Source organism: Rathayibacter oskolensis (assembly GCF_900177245.1).
In the GTDB taxonomy this organism is placed as follows: Bacteria; Actinomycetota; Actinomycetes; order Actinomycetales; family Microbacteriaceae; genus Rathayibacter; species Rathayibacter oskolensis.
This window is the reverse complement of record NZ_FXBM01000004.1, coordinates 44,478-68,174: the sequence shown is the minus strand read 5'-3', so window position 1 is coordinate 68,174 and position 23,697 is coordinate 44,478. Positions and strand designations below refer to the sequence as shown.

The window sequence follows — 23,697 nt, the reverse complement described above, 5'->3', positions numbered from 1 at the left end:
GGGCATGCTGCCACGGGTCAGTCTTCGCGGGCGGAGGAAGAGTGTCGGCCAACCAGGTCGCCATCGTCGACACTCTCGAATCGTGCGAGATCTGCATGGATCTCGGCCGCTGCGTCGAGTAGTCGGCGAACGGAGAGGGACGGCACTCTGCCGTACTGATAGACGAAGTCCGGTGCGTAGTGGTTGAACTCGTTGCGGCCCGCCCTCTCGAGCTCGAGGACGGTCGGCATCACGAAGAGTTCCGGGAGCGAACGGGCCAGCGCGGCTCGCCGCTCCGAGAACGCAGCACCTCTTCCTCGCACTGCAGGGTCGTCGAAGATGACGGCCCGGCGGAACTGCGCTCCCTGCAGCTGCCAGCCGGCCCAGGCGTCGACCCCTCGGATCCGGATGTGCTCGAAGCAGCTGACCAGCGCGACGGAACGAGTCATTCCATGCTCGACGTCACGATGACGGCCGGGGACCTCGCGGCTGATGAGCCGAGCGATGCGCTGAGCACGTGCCTTCTGCAGTGCAGCGCGGGTCTGCGAACTGCTCACCGCGCTCAGCTCTGCATCGGAGAGCCAGACCCTCTCCTGCTCCGACACGACGTCGGTAGAAGAGACCAAGTGCTGCAGATCCTCGACGAGGGCCGCATAGCGGCGCATCGTCTCGACCTCGTACGACTGATCCGCCGGAAGGGCCTTCTCGATCCGCCGGGCGAGCTCCGCGTAACCGAGGTACCTCCAACCGTTCTCCGTCGCCTCCGTCCCGTCTTCGGCGACGCGCAGATCCGGTGCCGACATCGCGAGGAGGCAGAAGGCGGGTGGCGAGCCGCGCCAACTGCCTGCGAGACGCGCGTACTCGTCCAGTTGAGCGAGGTCGGGCAGGGAGAACACCTTGTTCTCGATGACCAGCGGCGCGCGATCCGGCCACCTCAGGACGAGATCCATGTTCTGACGCTCGCGCTCGGCGGAGCGAGCCGAACCCACCCCCGCGGCGCTGAAGGGCCTGAACACCTCATCCGCCGAATCGGGCAACGCGTCGAAGAACCATGCGAGGAGATTGCTGTGGAAGAGCTCGCGCTGCCCGTACATCAGTCGACCGAGCACGTTGCCGTCGATGCGGCCCGCTACTTCGGCGAAGTTCATGTCGTCATGATCGCTGCTGACACCCGAAGGAGTGCTCGACCGCAGCTCGCAATCGGGGTCGCGCCGGCACCTGCGACCACGCCTTCGGGCGACGGATCGTCACCCCCACCGGTCAGTCGCTCCTATCAGCGTTCGAGAACTCCTCGTCCGGCTCGAACCCGTTGACGCTCAGATAGGTCAGCGCGCGATCGATCGTGTCGATCTTCCGCTTCAGCTCCTTGAGTGCCGGTGCGGACTCGTCCGAGAACTCGTCGAGTCGCTCGTACTGACGACGCACCTCGATCTCGGTCTCCGCGAGGATCCGCCACACCTGGGGGTCGGGGTCGAGATCCTGGCGCCTCCGGAGGATCGCCGCCGCCAACCGGCCCTGAACGAATCCCTCGAGGGCTTCAGCAGACGTCCCGGGACTCGCCAGACCGAACGCGATCCCGCCCCCGCCGGCGGTGACGAGAGCTCCCGCTGTCAGAAGGCCGCCGATCATCCCGCCCGGCCCGAAACTGGCCAACGCGCTGGTGATCACGGCCGCTCCCGCCAGGCCGCCCCCGGCTGCGAGCGCCAGACCGCCGGTGGCCACGATCATCGCGGCCGCTCCGACTCCGAGCGCTCCCCACTTGATCCAGTTCACGCCGCGAGCGCCTCCCAGGGCGTCCTGGGCCTCCTTCGCAGAGGCGAAGACGTCGACGCCGAAGGTGCTCTTGAGACCCATCTCTGCCGTGAGATCGGACATGGCGGCGGGCCAGATCTCTTTCGGGATGGTTATCTCGAAAGGTCGGATGACGTTCTCGGCCGCGAGGACGGTCATCAGGGCGACCGCGTCCTCCTTCTCGAGGTATCCGCTCGGGCCGGGCTCCGGCACGTCAGCACGAGGGTCGGACAGATCGAACGCGAGACGGGCGAGAGCGAACGGCATCGGCCTGTTCTCGCGGACATTGCGGTCCCCGATGGCATCGACCGAGGCCGCCTGGACATGCCGCAGCGCTCCGGCGAAACGGTCCCTCACGTCGCCCTCCAGCCGGGCCCTCGCGAGATGCGCGTAGCGCAGGGCCAGAAGGGCGTAGAGCTCAGCACCGTCGAGGGGGATGTCGACGCCTCGGTCGACAGGGATGAGCTCCTTGGAGGCCGACCCGAACAGGGCGAAGCCGACAGCGGCGGCCACGACGTCGTTGGCGAGGTACTCCACCGCGAAGTGGGCGCGGACGTCGACGGGTGCGTTCCTGGTCGCGATCTGGAAGTCGATCAGCCAGGGGAACACCGAGGACACCCCTCGATGCGCGGCCACCGGATCGGGCGCGTTCCAGACGTTCACCCACCAGGCGAGGTTCGCCGGCGGCTCCTTGAGGTTCTCGCGCAGCTTGTCGACATCGAAACGACCGTGCGCGAGCGGACTTCCGATCGTCACCATCCCGGCAACCTCGAGACCAACGGGAAGCCGACGGATCAGGTCCGCCGCGATGACGGAACCCAAGCTGTGGCCCACGATGACGAGCTTCCCGGAAGCAGGGAGTTCAGCGAGGATCCGGTTGAGAACCCCCGCACGGATCGCGGGGTTCGACAGGTAGTTGCGGGCCTGCTGAAGAAGCGGGAGGAGGACGGCGGCTGTGACGGCCGCATCCGTGCCGATCCAGCTGGTCCCGCGATCGTGACGTCCGAGGCGGAACTCGACGGCACCCGTGCGCCGCTCGAATTCACGGCGATTCTTCTTCGCGGCGTCTCGAGCGGGCTGCTTGATGGTCAGACCCGGAACCGCTTCTCTGGTGTTCCACCCTCGAAGAGCGTGTGGATACTTCGGAGCGATCACTCGCACGCTGTCGAGGCCCGGATAGCCGAGCCCTGCGAGCGACGTCTCGAGGGCGGTCTTCCAGTCGTCGTCCTGATCGCCGGCTCCGATCCCGTGGAGGAAGAGCAGAATCGGTTCATCAGACAAGGGACTCTCCAGATCACGCGGTCGGTACGGCGTTCATGAGCGAACGAGTCGACTGTCGGCTCAGGCTATCGAGCCGCCCCGTGGTGAATACGACGGCTTGACGAGCTGCCAATCATGGCCGACCCACTCGACCGAGCGAGCGAGACACGGAGCCGACGTCGGCCCGTCCTCGCTCTTCCCCCAATGACGAGCTACTCCCCCAGCAGTGCTCGCAGCGCGACTGCGACGCCGTCGCCGGTCGGCGCGACCAGGTGCGCGTGCCGGTGGACGACGTCGGGCGCCTCCGACATGGCGACCGCGGTGCCGACCAGGTCGAACATCGTCAGGTCGTTGAGCCCGTCGCCGATCGCCACGGCCGAGCTCGCCGGCACGTCGAGCATGCGCAGGACATGACTTAGCGCGCTGCCCTTGCTGACTCCCGGCGCAGTGACGTTGATGATCAGCGCGCCGGGGAAGATCGGCGCGGTCGAGACCTCGGCGGTGACTCCGAGCGCGCGCGCCGCGTGAAGGGCGGCGTCGGAGTCGATCGGGTCGAAGGCGATGAGCGTCGCCTTCGCGATGGCTGCTCCGCTCGAGCGATCGCTCAGGAGAGTGTCCGGCGGTCCTGTGACGGCGCGCCAGGACGGCTCGGCGCGGCGGTCGAGGTGCGTCACCAGCAGCTGCGAGCCCTGGTAGAACTCGCCGTAGAGGCCGAGGTCGGCGCAGAGCACGGCCAGCGCTCCGACCTGGCCGTCGTCGAGGGGCCAGAGCGCATCGAGGCCGGGCACGCTCCCGGCGAGCACCTGCGCGCCGTTGTGCGCGATGTGCGGACCGTCGGCACCCGTTCCCTCGACGAGCGCGAGCGGGATGCCCGACGGGAGCCTGCCGGTGGCGAACGAGAAGCGGACGCCCGCCAGCATCGCCCGGCGAGCCGCCGCGAGCGCCTCGGGGCGCGGGCGTTCGTCGGGCCCCAGGAACGTGCCGTCGAGATCGCACGCGACGAACGCCGTCGGTCGCGCCTCCCACTCCCCGAAGCGGCCGCCGGGTCTGAGACCGGGCGGGAGCACCGGGCTCACGGGGCGCCCGCCCCGGCAGGGCCCGGCGGTGGGGACGAGCCGATCGCCCGACTCAACCACGCCGCCACTCCGACCACCCCGGCGGTCGCGAGCAGCACTCCGCCGGCTCCCGCGACACCGCTGAGGGTGCCGACAGCGACGGGGAGGGCGGCCTGAGCGATCCGCACGGTCCCGATCCGCAGTGACATCACCATGCCCCGCCGACCGGGCGGTGCGATCTCGCTGAGCCAGGAGAGGGTGAGCGGTTGACTGGCGCCGGTCACGAATCCGAAGACGCAGCAGAGCACGATCGTCCAGACTCCGTCGAGAGGAAGGGCGAGCGCGGCGAGCGAGAGCGCAGAGAGGGTGACGCTCCCGACCATCAGCCTCCTCCTTCCCAGGACTCCGATCCACCAGCTCAAGCCGATGCGGGAGAGCATCGAGGCGACGGAGCGGGCGACCAGCATCGCGCTGACGACGACGACGGGGAATCCCCGCTCGTAGCCGAGCGCGGGGAAGTAGACGAGCGAGATCTCGATGGAGGAGACGACCAGGCTGCTGGCCACGATCGCCCGCAGGACGTTCGGGCGGCGGAGCAGCCCGATCACGCCGACGGGAGCGTCCGGCCCCGGCGCCGCCTGCGGTGCCGAACGGCGCATCAGGGCGGCGAGCACCAGACCGGCCGCGCCGATGCCGAGGCACAGCGTGAACTGCAGCGACAGGTCGGGAGACGCCATGGACCCGGCGTTGATCGAGAGCAGCCCGGCGCCGAGCGCCTGGCCCAGCGAGATGCTGAAGGCGTAGGTGCCGAAGACGGAGTCGCGGCGCAGGGCCGACGTCCGGTTCGCGAGCAGCGCCTGATCGGCGACGACCGACAGCAGGTGTCCCGTGCCGAACAGCGCCGTCGCGAGGACGAGGACGACGACCGAGTCGCGGAGCAGCACGGCGAGGGCCGCCGCGGAGACCATCGCCACCGCTCCGGTCACTCCGACGGCCCGTTCGCCGAAGCGGTCGGTCCAGGTGCCGGCGGGCAGGGCGAGCGCGAGCCCCGGCAGGGCGAACGCGGTCGAGAGGACGCCCAGCCAGGCCACGTCGAGCCCCGCGTCGAGTGCCGCGTAGGAGAGGGACGGGCGCAGGCAGAACGTGAGAGCCTGCAGCAGGAGCGAGTGCCCGATGACGACACCGAGCGCTCGTCGGCTCCACCCGCTGTCTCCGACGGAAGTGAGTGACACGTTGCTCCAATCCGAGCGGCAATGCGCAACGTTGCACAACGTATCAAAGTTCGTCGGGCCGAAGAATCGCGGGATCACGCCTCGAACAAGGGTGGGTTCCGCGAGCGGTTGCGTGAGACGTCTCCTCGGCGCGCAACAGTGCGGTAGCCTGGCCCCGATCACGACCAGGACGCGGAGAGGCGGATCATGAGTGCGCTGGAGACGTCGCAACGACAGCCGAGCCTTCACGACATCGCGAAGGAGTCGGGGGTCAGCGTCTCGACCGTGTCCCGGTACGTGAACGGCCAGCTCACCCTCAAGCCCGACACGGAGTCGCGCGTGCTCGCCGCGATGGAGCGCCTCGGCTACTCCGCGCCGCCCCGCCCCGCCTCGCGCACCCGAGCGACCCGCACCGGGGCCATCGGTCTCGTCGTCCCCTCCGTTGGGAACGCCTACTTCGGTCGGATCGCCGAGAGCATCGTGACCGCGGCGGAGTCGCACGGTCTCGCGGTGCTGACCGCCTCGACCCACAGTCACGCCCGCAAGGAGAACGAGTACGTCGCGATGCTCGCGGAGCGATCGGTCGACGCGCTGATCTATGCGGGCAACCACACCTCGAACTCCTCGCTGTCGAGCCTCATCACGAGCGGACTGCCCGTGGTGGTCATCGACGAGGCCCTGCTCGACGGGCCCCCGGTGGACACCGTGCTCGTGGACGATTACGCGGGCGCCTACCAGGCCGTCGCCCATCTCGCCTCGATGGGACACGAGCGGATCGCCATGGTGAGCGGGCCGACGCGCCTGCGCTCGGTGGGAGAGCGGCGCCGCGGGTTCCACGACGCCCTCCGCCGCGCCGGTCTGGATCCGGAGGACCAGGTCATCCTCTCCGGTCCGTTCAGCGAGGACTTCGGCGTCGGGGCCCTCTCGCGCCTGCTGTCCGCTCCGAAGCCGCCCACCGCCGTGTTCGCCGCCTCGGACGTCATCGCCCTCGGACTGATGACCGGCGCCGCGAACCTGGGGGTCGCGATCCCCCGCGAACTCTCGCTCGTCGGCTTCGACGACATCCCCGCGGCCGGCTACGTCTCGCCCCGCCTGACGACGGTCCGGATGCCTCCCGAGCGGATGGCCGCCGCGGCGATCGCGATGGTGATCGAGCGGCTCGAGGGCGTCGCACGCTCCGAGCAGCAGTCGGTGGTCCCCGTGGCCCTGGTCGTCCGCGAGACGGTCGCTCCGCCGCGCGCCTGACCCTCGAGCGACTCCGGTCGACGCCTGCTGCGGCGTCCCGGAGTCGTGCGCGGCGGGGCGCCACCTCGCCGATTCTCGGCTCAGCCCCGCGGAGCCCTGCAGTCCGCGCGCACTCAGCCGTTGCGCAACGCGTGGTTCTCGCGACCCTTCGATCCGGGGCGCGGTCGACTCACTCGACTCTTCGCGCTTCGTAACATGCCTGTAATCAGCGGGGTTGTTTCTCGAAACGCGAGTGGTGTTTAGTAATGCGCAACGTAGCGCAACGGCTCCGACCCGCCGGTCAGGTCCCCGCGGCGCATTCGCTCCCGATCCCTGGAGGGTCCATGGCACGCCTCATTCTGATGCGCATCGCGATCTCGATCCCGGTGCTCTTCATCATGACGATCCTCACCTTCTTCCTCGCGTCCCTGGTCCCCGGCGACGCGGCGACGACGATCCTGGGCCAGGACGCGACCCCCGAGCGCATCGCCGAGCTGAACGAGCAGCTCGGCCTGAACCGGCCGATCCTCGAGCAGTACTGGGACTGGCTGGCGGGCATCTTCCGCGGCGACCTCGGCAGCTCGCTCTACAGCGGCGAGGAGGTCACCCGCCTGATCGGTCAGCGCTTCTGGCCCACCTTCTTCCTCGCCGCGTTCGCCGCCCTGGTCTCGGCCGTCATCGGCGTCGCCTTCGGCATCGTCGCCGCGGTCAAGGGCGGATGGACGGCTCGCGCCCTCGACGGGCTCGGCATGCTCGGCATCTCCCTCCCCAACTTCTGGGTGGCGCTCCTGCTGATCGTCTTCTTCTCGGGCACCCTCGGACTCTTCCCGGCGGTCGGCTACACCGCCCCGGAGAAGGACTTCGGCGGCTTCGTCTCGCACCTGGTGCTGCCGGTCGCCGCGCTCTCGATCGCCGGCGTCGCCCTCATCGCCAAGCAGACGCGGGAGTCGATGGCGGAGGCCCTGAGCCGCGACTTCATGCGCTTCATGCAGGCCAACGGGATCCCGCGCCGGCAGCTCATCTTCAAGTACGGCCTCCGCTACGCCTCCATCCCGATCCTCGCGACGATCTCGGCGACCTTCGTCACCCACATCGGCGGCACCGTCACGCTCGAGTCGGTCTTCGCGATCCCGGGCATGGGCTCGCTCGTCGCCCGGTCGACCACCAACCACGATCTCTCCACGATCCAGGGCGCCGTGCTGACGTTCACCGTCGCGATCCTCATCGTGAACATCGTCACCGACGTCATCTACTCGTTCCTCAACCCGAAGGTGAAAGCAGCGTGAGCACCGCAGTCATCAACACCACCGCTGCCGCGGCACCGCCCGCCGCACGCCGATTCAAGCGCCCGTCCGTCCCGCTCGTCGTCGCCCTGACCTGGCTCGTCGTCGTGGTCGGGTCGACTCTCCTCGCCGACCTCGTCTCGCCCTACGACCCGCTCGCGCAGGACATCCTGAACGCCAAGCAGCCGCCGAGCGGGACCCACCTCCTCGGCACCGACGTCCTCGGGCGGGACGTGCTGAGCCGCCTCATCCACGGCGCGACCCCCACGCTCTCGAGCGTCGCGCTCGCCGTGATCGTGTACGTCTCGATCGGCCTGGTCCTCGGGCTCATCGCCGGATACGCCGGAGGCTGGACCGATCGCGCCATCGTCGCCTACACGAGCATCGTGATCGCCCTGCCCGGCATCATCGTGCTGTTCGTCGTCCTCTCGGTCTACCGCGGCAACACCTGGGCGGCGATGCTCGTCTTCGGCTTCATCGCCTCACCCGTGATGGTCCTCCTCGTGCGCTCCAGCGCCATCGCGGTGCGGAACGAGCTGTTCGTCGACGCGGCCCGCGTCTCGGGCCTCTCGCCGCTCTACATCGTGTTCCAGCACGTCCTCCCCCGCTCCCGCGGCCTGATCATCGTCCAGGCGGCGGTCTTCAGCGCCACCGCCCTCATCGTCGAGAGCTCGCTGAGCTACCTCGGCTTCGGCACTCAGCAGCCCGACCCGAGCTGGGGCAACATGATCTCCGAGGCCGCGACGGTGATCGCGAGCGAGCCGTGGCTGCTCATCCCGCCGGGAGCGGTGATCGCCCTGACCGCGCTGTCGCTCGGCGTGATCGGCGACTCCCTCCGCGACGGCGTCTCCTCCGGCTGGTCGACCTCGAAGCTCACCTCGTCCGGCGACCGCCCGGCGGCGGTCCGCGGCCCGGCCGAGCACCTCCTCGAGGTGCGCGACCTCAGCGTCGGCTACTTCTCCGGAGGCGGCATCGTCCCCATCGTCCGCGACGTGTCCTTCTCGATCGATCGAGGAGAGACGGTCGGACTGGTCGGAGAGTCGGGCTCGGGCAAGACCACCGTGGCGTTCGGCGTGCTCGGGGTGATCGGCGACGGCGTCGCCGTGACCGCAGGCTCGGTCGTGTTCGACGGGACCGACCTCGTCGGCCAGTCGGACCAGGTCCTCTCGGCCTTCCGCGGCAAGCGCATCGCCTACGTCGCTCAGGAGCCGATGGTCGCGCTCGGACCGAGCCACCGCATCGGCGACCAGCTCGCCGAGGCGGTCACCCGCAACGACGGCCTCACCGGCGCCGCTGCGACCGAGCGGGTCATCGAGCTGCTCCGGCTGGTCGAGTTGCGCGACCCCGCCGCCGTCTCGCGCAAGTACCTGCACGAGCTCTCCGGAGGCATGGCCCAGCGCGTCTCGATCGCCTTCGCTCTCGCCGGCCGCCCCGAGCTGCTCGTCGCGGACGAGCCGACGACGGCGCTCGACGTCACGGTGCAGGCGGGCATCCTCGGCCTGCTGATGCGGCTGCAGGACCAGATCGGGATGGCGATGCTGATCATCACGCACGACTGGGGCGTGATCGCCGACGTCTGCGACCGCGTCGTCGTGATGTACAAGGGCGAGATCGTCGAGCAGGCGCCCGTCGAGCAGATCTTCGCCGCCCCCTCGCACCCCTACACGCAGGCGCTCCTGGTCTCGAACCCGCACGGCGCCCAGCCCGGGAACGACCTGCCGGTGATCACCGGCACCTTCCTCACCCCTTCGATGGAGCGCGCCGCGGAAGCAGCGCAGCTCCCCGTCACGGAGTCGACACGATGAACGAGCCTCTTCTCCGCATCACAGGCCTCGACGTCACCTACGGCACAGGACGTCACGCCTTCCGCGCCGTCAAGGACATCGATCTCGAGATCGGCGTCGGCGAGACGCTGGGCGTCGTCGGCGAGTCCGGCTCCGGGAAGTCGACCGTCGGCCGGGCGATCCTCGGCCTGGCGACCCCGACGGCCGGGAGGATCGAGTTCGACGGGCAGGACATCACCCGTCTGACCCGGCGCCGACGTCGGCGCATCAGCGCCGACCTCCAGGTGGTCTTCCAGGATCCGCGCAGCTCGCTGAACGAGGCGAAGAAGGTCGGCGAGATCCTCATCGAGCCGATGGTCGCCACGAAGCGGATGAGCCGCTCGGCGTCGATCGCCCGCGCCGAAGAACTGCTCGAGAAGGTCGGCCTCGGAGCGCAGGCGATGAGCCGGATGCCCGGCAGCTTCTCCGGTGGACAGCGCCAGCGCATCGCCATCGCGCGAGCCCTCATGTCGTCGCCGAAGCTGGTCGTCTGCGACGAACCGGTCTCGGCCCTGGACCTCTCGGTGCAGGCGCAGATCGTGAACCTCTTCCGCTCGCTCCAGCGCGAGACCGGCGTCTCCTACCTCTTCATCGCCCACGACCTCTCGGTGGTGCGCCTGCTCTCGCAGCGGATCGCAGTGATGAGCGCAGGAGGCGTCGTCGAGCAGGGCGACGCGGAGCAGATCTACACCCGACCGAGCGAGCTCTACACCCAGCGCCTGCTCGCGGCCGAACCGTACCCGGACCCCGTCATCCAGGCGGAGAGGCGTCGCGCGTGGGACGCCCTCGCCGCCCTCGACGCCTCCGCTCCGCTCTGACCCCTCCGCCCCGCACCACTCCACCGAAACCCTGCACGACTCCCGCACCGCTCCGCTGACCCGTCTCACCCTCAGGAGATTAACCGTGTTCCGTCAGTCCTCCCTGCCAGCCGGCCGCCGCCGGCCGGTCATGCTCGCCGCCGCCCTCGCCGCCGCCGCAGCGCTCGTCCTCGCCGGCTGCTCCGCCGACTCCGATGCCTCCTCCTCCGACTCCGACGAGCCGGACGTGCTGAGGATCGCCACCGTCGCGCCCCCTGTCAGCCTCGACCCCTACCTCCAGAACGTCGACCCGGTGAACATCTGGTTCATCGCGCTGGCCTACGACCCGCTGATCCGAGTCGACAGCAACGGCGAGTACGTTCCCGACCTCGCCACCGAGTGGCAGTACCTCGACGACGCGAACACGCAGTTCGAGCTCACCATCCGCGAGGGCGTCCAGTTCTCCGACGGCTCCGACCTCACCGCTCAGGGGGTCGCCGACTCCCTCAACTACGCGCTCACCTCCGGCGTCAACGGCGCGAACTGGCTCGGCTCCGTCTCCTCCATCACCGCGTCCAGCGACTCCACGGTCCTGATCACCACGGCGACCTCCAATCCGTCGCTGCCGGAGCTGCTCACCCAGCGCGTGCTCCTCGGCTCCGTCATCAGCCCGGAAGGGCTCGAGGACAAGGAGGGCCTGAAGAGCAACACCGCGGGCGCAGGACCCTACGTGCTCGACAACGCCGAGACGATCGCGGACGACACCTACGTCTACACGCCCAACGAGTACTACTGGGACCAGGACAAGATCCTCTGGGACCGCGTCGAGCTGAAGGTCGTCGCGAACACCGCCGCCGCCCTCCAGGCCGTGCAGAACGGAGAGGTCGACCTCTTCAGAGGAGACACCGCGACGGGTGAGACCGCGACCTCCTCCGGCCTCGAGGCCTTCGGCGTGCCCCTCGGCCTGCTCGGCATGAACTACATCGATCGCACGGGCGAGATCGCCCCCGAGCTCGCCGACGTCCGCGTCCGCCAGGCGCTGAACTACGCCATCGACAAGGTCTCGATCGCGCAGGCCGTCTACGGCGACTACGGCAAGGCCGGCGGCGCACTGGCGCTCGAGGACACGATCGGCTTCGACCAGGAGGCGAACGACTACTACGACTACGACCCCGAGAAGGCGAAGGAGCTCCTCGCCGAGGCCGGCTACGCCGACGGCTTCACCGTCGACGTGGGCTACGTCACCAGCGTGTCCTCGGACATCCTGGTGCAGGCCGTCGCCGCCAACTGGGCGGAGATCGGCGTCACCGCCAACCTCGTCAACTACTCCGACGCGGGACAGGCCGTCACCGACATCACCGCCAAGAAGTTCCCGATCGCCTACTACGGCTACGGCGAGCTGCCGCCCTACATCGTCGCCTCGAGCTTCCTCGCGGGTGGCCTGAACCAGTACAACCCGTGGCAGGTCAGCGACTCTCAGCTCACGGAGACCCTGAACGCGGCCGCCGCCGCGGCCGACGCCGACGAGGCGCAGGACCTCTACGCCGAGGCGTTCAGCCGCTCGTACGTCGACCTCGCGTGGTACGGGGGCGTCGTGAACAGCGAGCAGGTCTTCATCTACGACCCCGAGACCGTGACCGGCCTCGAGGCGACGACGAACGGCCCGACCCCGGACATCGCCTGGGCGGTGTCGCCGGTGGAGTGACCCCCGAGCCACTCTCACCACCTCTGACGACCCCGGGTGGGCGCGCCGCGCCCCTGCACAGCGCGCCCACCCGGCCGACCACTTCCGCTCAGCCATCGGCTCACGCCGCCCACACTTTGGAGCCACTCATGTCCAGCCCCTGGGGATTCGCACTCACCGAGATCGACCTGCCCGAGTTCGAGCTTCCGCGCGACAAGCCCGCCGTGCCCGCGGCGACCTACGTGTCGCGCGTCGAAGCGACCTACGCGGCGATGGCCGAGCGCGGGCTCGATGCTCTCGTCGTCTACGGCGATCGGGAGCACTTCGCGAACACGCAGTACCTGACCGGATTCGACCCCCGCTACGAGGAGTCGCTGATCATCCTCGTGCCCGGCCGCCGGCCGCGCATCCTGGTGGGCAACGAGAGCGTCGCCTACGCCTCCGGCACCCCGTACCCCATCGACGTCGTCCGCTTCTCGAAGTTCTCGCTCAACGGTCAGCCGGATCCGGACGACCTCGCCCTCTCCGACCTCCTCGCCGACGCCGGCCTCGGTCGCACGACGACGCCGACCGTCGGCATCGCCGGCTGGAAGTACTTCGGCGGCGCGGGGACGGACGGCTGGATGGACGTGCCGCACTTCATCGTCGTCGAGGTCGCCGCGCGGGCGCAGTCGGTGCAGAACGCCTCCGGTCTCTTCGTGAAGCCGGGCGAGGGCCTGCGTCTGCACAACGACGTCGATCAGATCGCCTACTTCGAGTTCGCGGCGAGTCACGCCTCCACCGCCGTGCGCCGGCTGATCGACGGCATCCGGCCCGGGATGACCGAGCTCGAGGCCTCGGCCGGGTTCCAGCCGATCATGCTGCCCTTCAACTACCACCCGACGATGCTCGGCGGATACGAGAACGCGCGCTACGGCGTCGCGAGCCCCGGCAGCCGCGTGCTCGAGGTCGGGGACCCCGTGTGCGCCGGGCTCGGCTACTGGGGCAGCAACACCGCCCGGGCGGGCTTCCTGGTGGAGGACGCGGGCCAGCTGCCCGACGGCGTCACGGACTACGTGGAGAAGCTCGTCACCCCCTACTACGCCACGGCCGCCGCCTGGCTCGAGACGATCCGGATCGGCCTGACCGCCGGCGAGCTGTACGAGGTCACCGCGTCGCGCATCGGCGACCCGTTCTACAACGTGTTCCTCAACCCCGGCCACTACATCCACCTCGACGAGTGGCCCGCCTCGCCGGTGGCGCCGGGCTCGCAGGTGGTCTTCGGATCCGGCGACGCGCTGCAGCTGGACATCATCCCCGGGACCGGCACCGAGTACCACAGCTCGCAGATCGAGGACGGCATCGTGCTCGCGGACGCGGGTCTGCGCGCCGAGCTCGCGGGGAAGTACCCCGCCGCGTGGGAGCGCATCCAGCAGCGCCGCGCGATGCTGCAGGACACCTTCGGGATCACCGTGCACGAGGAGGTGCTGCCGATGTCGAACACGATCGGCTACCTGCCTCCGTTCTGGCTCTCCCCGAACCTGGCGATGGCACGGGTCTGACCCGATGCGCCTGGCCATCGTCGGCATCGCCACGGAGTCGTCCACCTTCACACTCGACCGCACGCCGCTCGAGCGGTTCTCGCTGACCCGTGGCGACGAGGTCTTCGCGATGTACGACTGGGCGGGGCGGTTCGCCGACCTCCCGGCCGACGTCGAGTTCGTGCCGGGCCTGATCGCCACGGTGAACGCGGGCGGCCCCGTCGTGCCGGCGGCCTACGACGTGCTGCACGACAAGATCATGGCGTGGCTCGACGAGAACGGGCCGTGGGACGGCGTCTACCTGCACATGCACGGCGCGATGAACGTGCTGGGCCGCGACGGCGCCGAGGAGCACTTCGTGCGCTCCGTCCGCGTCGTCGTCGGGGCGGAGCTGCCGATCACGATGTCGATGGATCCGCACGGCAACCTGTCGCGTGAGCTCGCGAGCCTCGTCGACCACGCCGCGGCTCACCGGCAGGCACCGCACCTGGATCGCTGGGACACCCGGGAGCGCGCCGTGCGCATCCTGGTCGACCTCGTCCGCCGCGGGGAGAAGCCGCACAGGGCGTGGGTGCGGGTGCCGATGCTGCTGCCGGGCGAGCGCACGTCGACCACGGTCGAGCCGGGTCGGAGCGTCTTCGGCCGGATGATCCCCGCGATCGCGAGGCACGGAGTGCTCGATGCGAACATGTGGATCGGCTTCGCCTGGGCGGACGAGCCGCGCAACGCCGCAGCCGTTCTCGTCGTCGGCTGGGACGCCTCCGCAGTCGTCGCGTGCGCTCGCGAGCTCGCCGAGCACTACTGGGCGGCGCGGGAGGGCTTCGTCATCGTTGCAGACCGGTCGGGCAGCTGGGAGGAGGCGCTCGACTTCGTGCTGACGGACCCGCCGCGGCCGGTCTACCTCAGCGACTCGGGCGACAACGTCTCTGCAGGCGGGTCGGGCGACCTGACCGTGGCCCTGCACTCGACGATCCGGCGCGCCGACGTGATGGCGGCCGGACGCTCCTTCCTCTTCGCCGGACTCGTCGACCCCGCGACCTTCGACGCCGCGCTCGAGGCGGGCACCGGTGCGGTGCTCGAGCGGGCCATCGGCGCCGCCGTCGACAGCCGCTTCGCTCCTCCGGTCGCCGGGAGCTGGACGGTCGAGCGCTTCATCGAGGGCGTCCACGGCGAGGAGCGCCCCGTCGCCGCCGTGCTGCGCGACGGGCCCGTCTCCGTCTCGGTTCAGTGGGCGCGCCGCTACTTCGTGTCGACCGCGGATCCGGCGTTCGCGGGCTATCCCATGCCGGGGCTCGCCTGGTTCGACCCGAGCGGCTACGACGTGGTCGTGGTGAAGAACGGCTACCTCTTCACGGGGCAGGCCGAGACCGCCGCCAGCGCCTTCATGGCGCTCACTCCCGGCGGCACCGATCTGATCGTCGACCGGCTGGCCTTCGAGCGGGCCGGCCGCCCCCTGCATCCGCTCGACCGCGACATCGAACCGGACCTCGAGCCGATCCTGCTCTGACGGGCCGCCGCCGACCCTCCTTCCCGGTCGACGACGGCCACTCCCCCGCTCCCCCGCTCTCCCTCCCTCCCGAAAGGACTCCGTCACCGTGCGCATCGCGATCTGCGGCTACGCCCTCGAGGCCAGCATGTTCACCATGCTCGTCTCCACCGAGCAGGACTTCACCATCGTCCGCGGCCCCGAGCTGCTGGCCCGCTACGACTTCCCCCGCATCCTGGGCGCGGACGCGGAGGGCATCGACTGGGTCCCCGTCATGCGCGCCACCGGAGGAGCGGGCGGACCGATCACCGCCGCGACGATGGACGGCTTCGTGCAGGAGATCGTCTCGGGCCTCGCGACCGCGCACGCGGAGGCGCCGTTCGACGGCGTCTACCTCGACTGGCACGGCGCCTCGCACACCGTCGGGCGCGACCACGACGAGGAGGACTTCATCCGCGCGGTCCGCGGGGTAGTCGGGCCGGAGGCGGTGCTGTCGATGTCGATGGATCCGCACGGCAACTTCTCCGAGGAGCTCGCGGAGCTCGTCGATCTGGCCACAAGCCACCGCCACGCGCCGCACATCGACAACGCGGCGACACGCGAGCGGGCCATCCGGAACCTGGTCACGGTGCTGAAGACCGGGCGGCGGCCGCTCAAGGCTCACGTGCGCGTCCCCGTTCTGCTGCCGGGCGAGCTCACGTCGACCATGGAGGAGCCGGGCACCTCGGTGTTCCTGGCGGCGCAACCCGCCTCGGAGCGCGAGGGAGTGCTCGACACCGGCATCTGGGTCGGCTTCGCCTGGGCGGACGAGGACCGCAACTCCGCCGCCGTGCTGGTCACCGGGTACGACGAGGCGGCGATCACCGCGACGGCCGCCGAGCTCGCCCAGCGCTACTGGGACGCGCGGGCCGACTTCGCGATCGTCACCGCGCACTCCGGGCAGTGGGACGAGGCGATGGACTTCGTCCTCACCGGCCCCGAGAGGCAGATCTGGATCGCCGATGCCGGCGACAACGTGACGGCGGGCGGCTCCGGAGACGTCACGTTCGCGATCCACGAGACTCTGAAGCGCGGAGACGTTCTCGACTCCGGCGTGTCGATCCTGTTCGCCCAGCTGATCGATCCCGACACCGTCGCGGCGGCGATCGCCGTGGGCGAGGGAGGCGTCCTCGATCGCGGCATCGGAGCGACGATCGACGACCGCTTCGCCGGACCGGTCGAGGGCCCCTGGACGGTCACCCGGCTCCTCGAGGGGACCTTCGGCGAGGGCGTCGTCGGAGCGGTCCTCGGCGACGGCCGCGTCCACGTCGCCGTGCACAGTGCCCGCTTCAAGTTCACCGATCCGCAGGACCCCACGTCGTTCGGCCGCCCTGGCCAGGTCTGGTTCGACATGAGCGCCTGGGACGTCGTCGTGGTGAAGAACGGCTACTTCTTCCCCGGTCAGCGCGCGCTCGCCGGGACCGAGTACCTGGCGCTCACCCCCGGCGGCACCGACCTCGACGTCGACCGACTGCCGTTCGAGAAGGTGCAGCGCCCGGTCTTCCCGCTCGACCGCGACTTCGAGGCCGACCTCGCCCCGGTGCTGCTGCCCGTCCGTCAGGAGGCGTGACGTGCGGATCGCCATCGCCGGATTCGGCGCCGAATCGTCCACCTTCGCCCCGCACAGGATGCGGCTCGAGAACTTCGACATCACCCGCGGCAAGGAGCTGCTGGCCCTCTACGACCTCGACGACTGGGTGCCCTCGACAGACGTCGAGTGGCTGCCGCTCCTGCGGGCCCACGGCGGCGCCGGCGGCCCGATCGAGCCCGGTGTCTTCGACGCCTTCGTCAGCGAGATCGTCGACGGCCTCGCCGCCCTGGTGCAGGACGGCGAGCTCGACGGCCTCTACATCGACCTGCACGGTGCCGCCCACGTCGCGGGGCGGGAACGGGCCGAGGAGGAGCTGCTCGGCCGCATCCGCACCGTCGTCGGCGAGCGGACGGTGATCTCGATGTCGATGGACACGCACGGCAACTTCTCCGAGGAGCTGGCCGAGTACATCGACCTCGCCGTGTGCTTCCGGCACGCCCCGCACATCGATGCGCAGGCCACCCGCGAGAGGGCCGTCCGCACGCTGGTCGAGGTGCTCCGGCGCGGCGAGCGCCCCGTCAAGGCGTGGGTGCGCGTGCCGGTGCTCCTGCCCGGAGAGCGAACGTCGACGCTCGTGGAGCCCGCGAAGACGGTCTTCGGCGCGCTGCTGCCGGCGATCGAGCGCTACGGCGTCGTCGACGCCAGCCTCTGGGTCGGCTTCGCCTGGGCCGACGAGTCGCGCAACGCCGCGGCCGTCCTGGTCACCGGCTACGACAGCGCAGCGGTCGCGGCGTGCGCGGAGGAGGTCGCCCGCTCCTACTGGGACGCCCGCGACGGCTTCGTGATCGTGGCGGACCACTCCGGGTCGTGGGACGACGCACTGGACTTCGCGCTCACCCGTCCCGCGGCCCCGCTCTTCATCTCCGACTCGGGAGACAACGTGTCGGCGGGTGCGACGGGAGACACCACGGTCGCCCTCGCGCGCACGCTCGAGCGCGAGGACGTCATCGCCTCCGGACTGCGGGTGCTCTTCGCCGGCCTGACCGATCCGGCATCCGTCCGCGCCGCGGAGGCGGTCGGGGTCGGTGGCACGCTGACGCGGGCCGTCGGCGCCGTCGTGGACGACCGGTTCGCGCCTCCGGTCGAACGGAGCTGGAGCATCGTGCGATTGGTCGAGGGCCTGTACGAGGGCGAGGGAGTCGTCGCCGCCGTGCTCGGGCTCGACCGGATCCACGTGATGGTGCAGCTCGGCCGCTCCTACTTCGTGCCTCCGTCGGTGCTCGGCCCGATGACCGGGCGCCGTCTGCCGAACCACGCGTGGTTCCCCACCGACGACTACGACACCGTCGTGGTGAAGATCGGCTACCTCTTCCCGGGGATGATCGAGGCCGCGGGCAGCTGGTTCATGGCGATCACACCCGGCGGCACCGATCTCGACCCCGAGCGCCTCGCCTTCCAGCACGTCCAGCGGCCGATCTTCCCGTTGGACACCGGATTCGAACCCGACCTCACCCCGATCCTCCTGGAGAAGCGCGCATGAGCCGCACCCGACCCCGCATCGCGATCGTCGGCATCTACGGCGAGTGCAGCACCTTCTCTCTCGATGTGATGCGCGCGTCGATGTTCGAGGTGCTGCGCGACGAGGAACTGCTCGCGCACTACGAGTGGGACGAGCGTCTCGGCGCAGTCGTCGACCGTGTCGAGTGGGTGCCGCTCACCCGCGCGCACAGCGGCGCCGGCGGCCCGCTCGACCCGGCCTTCTTCGACGAGATCTTCGACGAGGTCGCTGCGCGCCTGCGCGAGCACGGCTCGTACGACGGCGTCTACCTCGACATGCACGGCGCCCTGAAGGTCCTCGGCCGCGACCACGCGGAGGAGCGCTTCGTGGGCATGGTGCGCGAGATCGTCGGCGAGGAGGCGGTGCTGGGCATCTCGATGGACCCCCACGGCAACTTCTCCCGCGAGCTCGCCGGCCTCATCGACGTGGCCGCCGTCTACCGGCACGCGCCGCACATCGACCGACTCGAGACCCGCGACCGCGCCGTCACGAACCTGATCGAGGTCATCCGCTCGGGACGTCGGCCGGTGAAGGCGTGGGTGCGGGTGCCGGTGCTCCTGCCGGGCGAGCGCACGTCGACTCTCTTCGAACCGGCCACCACGGTGTTCGGCTCGCTCGTTCCGACGATCGCGGAGCACGGGCTGATGGACGTCGGCCTGTGGTGCGGCTTCCCCTGGGCGGACGAGGACCGCAACGCGGCCGCTGTGCTCGCACTCGCCGACGACCAGGAGGCGGCGGTCACCGCGGCCGAGGCCGTCGCGCGCCGCTACTGGGACGCCCGCGCCGACTTCGGGATCACCAGCCCCCGCTACGGATCCTGGGACGACGCCCTCGACTTCGTGCTCGACGGAGCCGCGACTCCGGTCTACCTGAGCGACTCGGGCGACAACGTCACGGCGGGCGGCTCGGGGGACGTGACCGTCGCGCTGGCGCGCACCCGGGAGCGCCGCGACGTGGCCGCCTCCGGTCGGCGGTTCCTCTTCGCAGGCCTCGTCGACGCTCCCACCCTCGGCGCGGCGATCGCCGCGGGCGTCGGCGGAGTGCTCGAGCGCGCGATCGGCGCCGTCGTCGACGACCGCTACGCCGGGCCGGTCGACGGCGTCTGGCGCGTGGAGGAGCTCATCGAGGGCGTCTACGGCGAGGGGATCGTCGGCGCCGTGCTGCGCGACGGCCCGATCTCGGTCAGCGTGCAGAACCACCGCCAGCGCTTCGTCGGCGACGTGGACGCGGCGACCCCCGCCTTCGCCATGCTCGGCCTCGCCTACACCGACATCACTCCGTTCGACGTCGTCGTGGTGAAGAACGGCTACCTCTTCCCCAACCAGCGAGCGGCCTCCGGTTCCGAGTTCATGGCGCTCACCCCCGGCGGCACCGACCTCGACTTCGACCGCCTCGTCTTCGAGGAGGTGTGGCGGCCGATGTTCCCGCTCGACCGCGACTTCGAGGCCGACCTCACCCCGATCGTGCTGCCCCGACGCGGCACTCCCGCAGAGAGGAGGGCCGGCTGATGCGCATCGCGATCGTCGGTGTCCACATCGAGTCCAGCACCTTCACCGCGCACGTCACCACCGAGAGCGACTTCTCCTTCCGGCGCGGGCAGGAGCTCGTCGAGTCCTTCCCCTTCGCCGAGTGGCTGGGGGAGGAGACCGCGGCGCAGATCGAGTGGGTGCCCGTGGTGCACGCCGTGACCGGCGCGTCCGGGCCCATCGATCCCGTGCTCTTCGATGCGCTGCTCGAGGAGATCCGCGAGACGCTCACCGCCGCCGGGCCCGTGGACGGCGTCTACCTGCCGATCCACGGCGCGGCCACGGTCCTCGGCCGGGAGGATGCGGAGGAGGCACTGGTCGGTCTGGTTCGCGACGTCGTCGGACCCGGTCCGGTGCTCTCGGCCTCGATGGACCCGCACGGGAACCTCTCCGAGACCCTGGCGGGACTCGTCGATCTCGCGGCCTGCCACCGGCACGCTCCGCACATCGACCACCTTCTGACCCGCGAGCGCGCCGTGCAGAACCTGGTCGCGACCATCCGCCGCGGCACGAAGCCGGCGAAGGCCTGGGTGCGGATCCCGGTGCTGCTGCCCGGTGAGCGCACCTCGACCGTGGTCGAGCCCGGCCGGTCGGTCTTCGGACGACTGCTGCCGGCCATCGTCGACCACGGCGTGCTCGACGCGAACCTGTACATCGGATTCGCGTGGGCGGACGAGCCGCGCTGCGCCGCCTCCGCCTTCGTCACGGGAGACGACGCGGAAGCGGCGCTGGCCTGCGCCGAGGAGCTCGCCCGGGCCTACTGGGACGCGCGGGAGGACTTCGCGATCGTCGTCGACCACGTCGGCTCGTTCGCCGAGGCCCTCGACTTCGTCGACTCGGGCGCCCCCGCCCCGGTCGTCATCAGCGACTCCGGCGACAACGTCACCGCCGGCGGGAGCGGCGACCTCACCTACGCCCTCCACGAGACGATGGCGCGCCCCCTCACCCAGCGGCGCAGGATCCTGTTCACCGGCATCACGGATCCGGCGGCCGTCGCGGAGGCCGTCGCGGCCGGCGCCGGTGCCACGCTCACCCTGAGCATCGGCGCGGGACTCGACCCGCGCCACGGCGGCCCGGTCGCCGGACCGTGGCGGGTCGTCTCGCTCGTCCCGAGCCTCGTCGGCGACCCCGAGCCCGTCGGCGCGCTGCTGCGCGGTCGCGGAGTCGACGTGCTGGTGCAGCGCTCGCGCTCGGCCTTCATCGCTCCTGGCGATCCGGCCTTCCCGCCGGGCGTGCAGAAGGACGGCGCCTGGATCGACCCCACCGGGTACGACGCGGTGGTGGTGAAGAACGGCTACCAGTTCCCGACGCAGCTCGCCGTGGCGAACAGCTCCTTCCTGGCCCTGACCCCCGGCGGCACCGATCTCGATCCCGAGCGGATCAGGTTCACCCGCGTGCACCGTCCGCTCTTCCCCCTCGACCGCGACTTCCCTGTCGATCTGACGGCCCGTCTCGTGCCGTCGGCGTCATGAGCGCGGCCGGGCGGGCGCCGTCGGGGCGCGTCGCGGTCTCGCTCGCGGTGGGTGCGACCATCGCCGGCGGCCTGCCGGTGTTCCTGATCGGCTCGCTCTTCGTGCAGATCCAGGGCGACATCGTGCTGCCCGCGTGGGTGCTCGGCTTCGCCGTCGCGATGTACTGGGCCGCCGCCTCGATCGTCTCGATGCTGTCCGGTCGTCTGATCAGCCGGATCGGCAATCGCGTCGCCCTGGCGCTGACCTACGCCTGTGCCGCGGTGAGCCTCCTCGGCTCGGCGCTCCTCGTCCCCGACGCGCTGTGGCTGATCGTCTGGGCGGTCGTCGGCGGTGCCGCGAACGGCCTCGGGCACCCGGCGTCGAACCACCTGATCAGCCAGCGCGTCGGCGTGCGCCGTCTCGCGACCGCCTTCGGCATCAAGCAGTCGGCAGTGCCGTTCGCCGCCTTCGTGGCCGGCCTCACGGTCCCCCTCCTCGCGCTGACGCTCGGCTGGCGCTGGGCGTTCGGCGCGGCAGCTCTGGGCGTCGTGCTGCTGCTGATCGCCTTCCTGCGCTTCGGCCCCCCGCGCGCGGCCGCGGGCACCCAGCGCAGACGGGTGCACGTGCGGCTCACTCCGCCGCTGCTGCGCTACCTCCTGCTGCTGTCCAGCGCCACCACGCTCGGCGCGGCCGGTGCCGGCGCGGTCTCGGCGTTCGCGGTCACGGCGGGCATCGAACGCGGCATCCCGGACGCTCTGGCCGGCATCCTGCTGAGCGCCGGAGGCCTGCTGGGCGCCGTCATCCGCGCGGTCTCGGGTCGGCTCGCCGACCGCTTCGGTGCACGCATCGCGCTGCCGCTGGCGGCCGGCCTGATGGGCACTGCCGCGCTCGGAGCGGCACTGCTGACGATCGATGCGCCGTGGGCCTACGTGCTGGGCGTCCTCCTCGCGCTCGGTCCCGGGTGGGGGTGGCCCGGGCTCACCCACTTCGTGGTCTCCCGCACAGCCGGTCCGGCGACGCCGGCAGCGACGGGCATCGTCCAGACGGGCTCGTACATCGGCAGCGGAGGCGGCCCGCTGGTGTTCGGGATCGCCTACGGTCTCCTCAGCGGCGCAGACGGCGGAACCCTCCTCTGGTGGGGCGTCGTCGCGGCACAGCTCGTGGCGACGATCGTCGTCGTCGTGCTGGTGCGGGTCCCGCCGCCCCCGACGCCGCCCGCTCCCTCGACGGCGCCGATCCCGGTCACCGTGCCGGAGTGAGCGCAGACCCCCGCGCCGGCGGAGAGCAAGCGGCCGGCATCGGCTTCGGACTCCTGCTCAGCCTGACCGTCCTCATCTCACTGGTTCCCTTCAGCATCGACGGCTTCCTCCCGGCCTTCCCCGCCGCGCGCGAGGCGCTGGACACGTCGGCATCGATGCTGCAGCTGAGCATGAGCTCGCTGCTCATCGGCGTCGCCGTGGGTCAGCTGGTGTTCGGGCCGATGTCGGACCGCTGGGGTCGCCGGGGCCCGCTCATCCTGGGCGCAACCGTGTGCGCGGCGGCCGCCGTGGTCTGCGCCCTGGCCCCAACGGCCGCCGTGCTCGTCGCCGCACGCTTCGTGCAGGGCGTCGCGAGCGCCTCCGGGATGGTGATCAGCAAAGCGATCGTGCGCGACCGCAGCGCGGGCCGCAGCACCGTGCGCGCCCTGACGACGACCACGGTCGCGGGCGGCGCTCTGAACATCCTCGCGCCGGTCATCGGGGGTCTGCTGCTGGCCGGCTTCGGCTGGCGCGGTCCCCTCTGGTTCATCGCGGCGTGCGCGATCCTCGTGCTGCTGCTCGTCGTGTTCGTCGTGCCGGAGACGCACCCGCTCGGCACCCGCGGCCCCGGCGAGCGGTGGTTCGGTCTGGCCGGGCTCGCACGGCACGTCATGAACCGCCGGTTCCGGGCCTACGTGCTGATCCAGGCGGGCTCCTACGGTTCGCTGATCGCCTACGTCGCGGCGTCGCCGTTCGTCTACCAGAGCATCCTCGGGATCGACGCCGTCGGCTACGGACTGCTCTTCGCGGTCAACAGTGCGATCGGCGTGACGCTCAACTTCGTCGTCAACCGGCTCCTGCCCGCGAGGGATTCGCATCGGATCGTGGCGATCGGGCTCACCGGGTCGCTCACCGGCACCGTCGCGACGGCACTCGCCTCGGCAGTCGGAGCGCCGACCTGGGTGGTGGCGGCGTGCCTCACCTGGTCGATGGCGACGATCAATCTGAACGGCCCGAACCTGGTCGGCCTCGCCCTGAACCGCGTCAGCCGATCCAACGGGTCCGCCGCCGCCGCGATCGGATTCGCTCAGTTCTGCACCGGTGCGGTCGTCTCCCCGCTCGTCGGCCTCGGCGGAGGAGCGCTCCTCCCCATGACGGTGACCATGCTCGCCCTCGGCGGCGGCTCGCTCGTCCTGCTCCTCCTCCTGCCACCGCACCCGGAGTGAGGGTCGACGGGGCGG

The 23,697-nt window shown here is 70.6% G+C and carries 18 protein-coding genes; 14 read left to right on the top strand and 4 right to left on the bottom strand.

Features of this window, described 5'->3' with window-relative positions; all coding sequences use genetic code 11:
* Positions 1-17: 17 nt before the first annotated feature.
* Together B9Y99_RS17500 and B9Y99_RS17495 are read right to left on the bottom strand one after the other, a co-directional pair.
* On the bottom strand, positions 18-1,127 hold the full coding sequence (locus B9Y99_RS17500) for a PDDEXK-like family protein (RefSeq protein WP_085477937.1): 1,110 nt from the start codon (positions 1,125-1,127) through the stop codon (positions 18-20).
* Between the two features lie 112 nt (positions 1,128-1,239).
* A complete protein-coding gene (locus B9Y99_RS17495; protein ID WP_244275041.1) occupies positions 1,240-2,529 on the bottom strand; it encodes a hypothetical protein in 1,290 nt (429 codons plus the stop codon).
* Between the two features lie 66 nt (positions 2,530-2,595).
* On the opposite strand from B9Y99_RS17495, the gene B9Y99_RS19305 reads away from it, so the two are divergent.
* Complete coding sequence (locus B9Y99_RS19305) at positions 2,596-3,090, top strand: hypothetical protein (RefSeq protein ID WP_244275039.1); 495 nt, start codon at positions 2,596-2,598, stop codon at positions 3,088-3,090.
* A 152-nt stretch (positions 3,091-3,242) separates the two neighbouring features.
* Here B9Y99_RS19305 and B9Y99_RS17490 read toward each other — a convergent pair whose 3' ends face one another.
* Positions 3,243-4,106: an HAD family hydrolase gene (locus B9Y99_RS17490; protein ID WP_165759672.1), complete on the bottom strand. Its 864-nt coding sequence runs from the start codon at positions 4,104-4,106 to the stop codon at positions 3,243-3,245.
* Complete coding sequence (locus B9Y99_RS17485) at positions 4,103-5,317, bottom strand: MFS transporter (RefSeq protein WP_165759671.1); 1,215 nt, start codon at positions 5,315-5,317, stop codon at positions 4,103-4,105. Before B9Y99_RS17485 ends, B9Y99_RS17490 begins: the two co-directional genes overlap by 4 nt.
* A 186-nt stretch (positions 5,318-5,503) precedes the next feature.
* Between B9Y99_RS17485 and B9Y99_RS17480 the strand changes: the two genes are divergently transcribed.
* The 13 genes from B9Y99_RS17480 (at position 5,504) to B9Y99_RS17420 (ending at position 23,682) form a co-directional block, all read left to right on the top strand.
* Positions 5,504-6,541 carry a LacI family DNA-binding transcriptional regulator gene (locus B9Y99_RS17480; protein ID WP_085477933.1) on the top strand — a complete coding sequence of 346 codons (1,038 nt, stop codon included), beginning with the start codon at positions 5,504-5,506 and terminating at the stop codon, positions 6,539-6,541.
* A gap of 323 nt (positions 6,542-6,864) precedes the next feature.
* Positions 6,865-7,806 (top strand): ABC transporter permease, encoded by a 942-nt coding sequence (locus B9Y99_RS17475; protein WP_165759670.1) that lies wholly within the window; start codon positions 6,865-6,867, stop codon positions 7,804-7,806.
* Positions 7,803-9,608 carry a dipeptide/oligopeptide/nickel ABC transporter permease/ATP-binding protein gene (locus B9Y99_RS17470; protein ID WP_208857009.1) on the top strand — a complete coding sequence of 602 codons (1,806 nt, stop codon included), beginning with the start codon at positions 7,803-7,805 and terminating at the stop codon, positions 9,606-9,608. Before B9Y99_RS17475 ends, B9Y99_RS17470 begins: the two co-directional genes overlap by 4 nt.
* Positions 9,605-10,444 carry an ATP-binding cassette domain-containing protein gene (locus B9Y99_RS17465; protein ID WP_085477931.1) on the top strand — a complete coding sequence of 280 codons (840 nt, stop codon included), beginning with the start codon at positions 9,605-9,607 and terminating at the stop codon, positions 10,442-10,444. The genes B9Y99_RS17470 and B9Y99_RS17465 overlap by 4 nt, the downstream gene beginning before the upstream one ends.
* A gap of 85 nt (positions 10,445-10,529) precedes the next feature.
* The gene (locus tag B9Y99_RS17460) at positions 10,530-12,128 is read left to right on the top strand and encodes an ABC transporter substrate-binding protein (protein WP_085477930.1); all 1,599 of its coding nucleotides are present in this window, start codon (positions 10,530-10,532) and stop codon (positions 12,126-12,128) included.
* A 128-nt stretch (positions 12,129-12,256) separates the two neighbouring features.
* On the top strand, positions 12,257-13,648 hold the full coding sequence (locus B9Y99_RS17455; protein WP_085477929.1) for an aminopeptidase P family N-terminal domain-containing protein: 1,392 nt from the start codon (positions 12,257-12,259) through the stop codon (positions 13,646-13,648).
* 4 nt (positions 13,649-13,652) lie between these two features.
* Positions 13,653-15,134, top strand: coding sequence for a M81 family metallopeptidase (locus B9Y99_RS17450; RefSeq protein WP_085477928.1), 1,482 nt, complete (start codon positions 13,653-13,655; stop codon positions 15,132-15,134).
* Positions 15,135-15,222: 88 nt separating this feature from the next.
* A complete protein-coding gene (locus B9Y99_RS17445) occupies positions 15,223-16,722 on the top strand; it encodes a M81 family metallopeptidase (RefSeq protein WP_085477927.1) in 1,500 nt (499 codons plus the stop codon).
* Between the two features lies 1 nt (position 16,723).
* Positions 16,724-18,223 (top strand): M81 family metallopeptidase, encoded by a 1,500-nt coding sequence (locus B9Y99_RS17440; RefSeq protein WP_085477926.1) that lies wholly within the window; start codon positions 16,724-16,726, stop codon positions 18,221-18,223.
* Positions 18,220-19,749: a M81 family metallopeptidase gene (locus B9Y99_RS17435; RefSeq protein ID WP_085477925.1), complete on the top strand. Its 1,530-nt coding sequence runs from the start codon at positions 18,220-18,222 to the stop codon at positions 19,747-19,749. The genes B9Y99_RS17440 and B9Y99_RS17435 overlap by 4 nt, the downstream gene beginning before the upstream one ends.
* A complete protein-coding gene (locus B9Y99_RS17430; RefSeq protein WP_085477924.1) occupies positions 19,749-21,239 on the top strand; it encodes a M81 family metallopeptidase in 1,491 nt (496 codons plus the stop codon). The genes B9Y99_RS17435 and B9Y99_RS17430 overlap by 1 nt, the downstream gene beginning before the upstream one ends.
* The gene (locus B9Y99_RS17425) at positions 21,236-22,477 is read left to right on the top strand and encodes an MFS transporter (protein WP_085477923.1); all 1,242 of its coding nucleotides are present in this window, start codon (positions 21,236-21,238) and stop codon (positions 22,475-22,477) included. Before B9Y99_RS17430 ends, B9Y99_RS17425 begins: the two co-directional genes overlap by 4 nt.
* Entirely contained in the window at positions 22,474-23,682 is a 1,209-nt protein-coding gene (locus tag B9Y99_RS17420) for a Bcr/CflA family efflux MFS transporter (RefSeq protein WP_165759669.1), read from the top strand. The genes B9Y99_RS17425 and B9Y99_RS17420 overlap by 4 nt, the downstream gene beginning before the upstream one ends.
* Positions 23,683-23,697 lie beyond the last annotated feature (15 nt).

Excerpts from the sequence above, each read along its gene's own strand:
- B9Y99_RS17425 (WP_085477923.1), top strand. The coding sequence starts at position 21,236 with ATGAGCGCGGCCGGGCGGGCGCCGTCGGGGCGCGTCGCGGTCTCGCTC.
- B9Y99_RS17430 (WP_085477924.1), top strand. The coding sequence starts at position 19,749 with ATGCGCATCGCGATCGTCGGTGTCCACATCGAGTCCAGCACCTTCACC.
- B9Y99_RS17500 (WP_085477937.1), bottom strand. The coding sequence starts at position 1,127 with ATGAACTTCGCCGAAGTAGCGGGCCGCATCGACGGCAACGTGCTCGGT.
- B9Y99_RS17435 (WP_085477925.1), top strand. The coding sequence starts at position 18,220 with ATGAGCCGCACCCGACCCCGCATCGCGATCGTCGGCATCTACGGCGAG.
- B9Y99_RS17475 (WP_165759670.1), top strand. The coding sequence starts at position 6,865 with ATGGCACGCCTCATTCTGATGCGCATCGCGATCTCGATCCCGGTGCTC.
- B9Y99_RS17480 (WP_085477933.1), top strand. The coding sequence starts at position 5,504 with ATGAGTGCGCTGGAGACGTCGCAACGACAGCCGAGCCTTCACGACATC.
- B9Y99_RS17455 (WP_085477929.1), top strand. The coding sequence starts at position 12,257 with ATGTCCAGCCCCTGGGGATTCGCACTCACCGAGATCGACCTGCCCGAG.
- B9Y99_RS17450 (WP_085477928.1), top strand. The coding sequence starts at position 13,653 with ATGCGCCTGGCCATCGTCGGCATCGCCACGGAGTCGTCCACCTTCACA.
- B9Y99_RS17495 (WP_244275041.1), bottom strand. The coding sequence starts at position 2,529 with ATGGTGACGATCGGAAGTCCGCTCGCGCACGGTCGTTTCGATGTCGAC.
- B9Y99_RS17465 (WP_085477931.1), top strand. The coding sequence starts at position 9,605 with ATGAACGAGCCTCTTCTCCGCATCACAGGCCTCGACGTCACCTACGGC.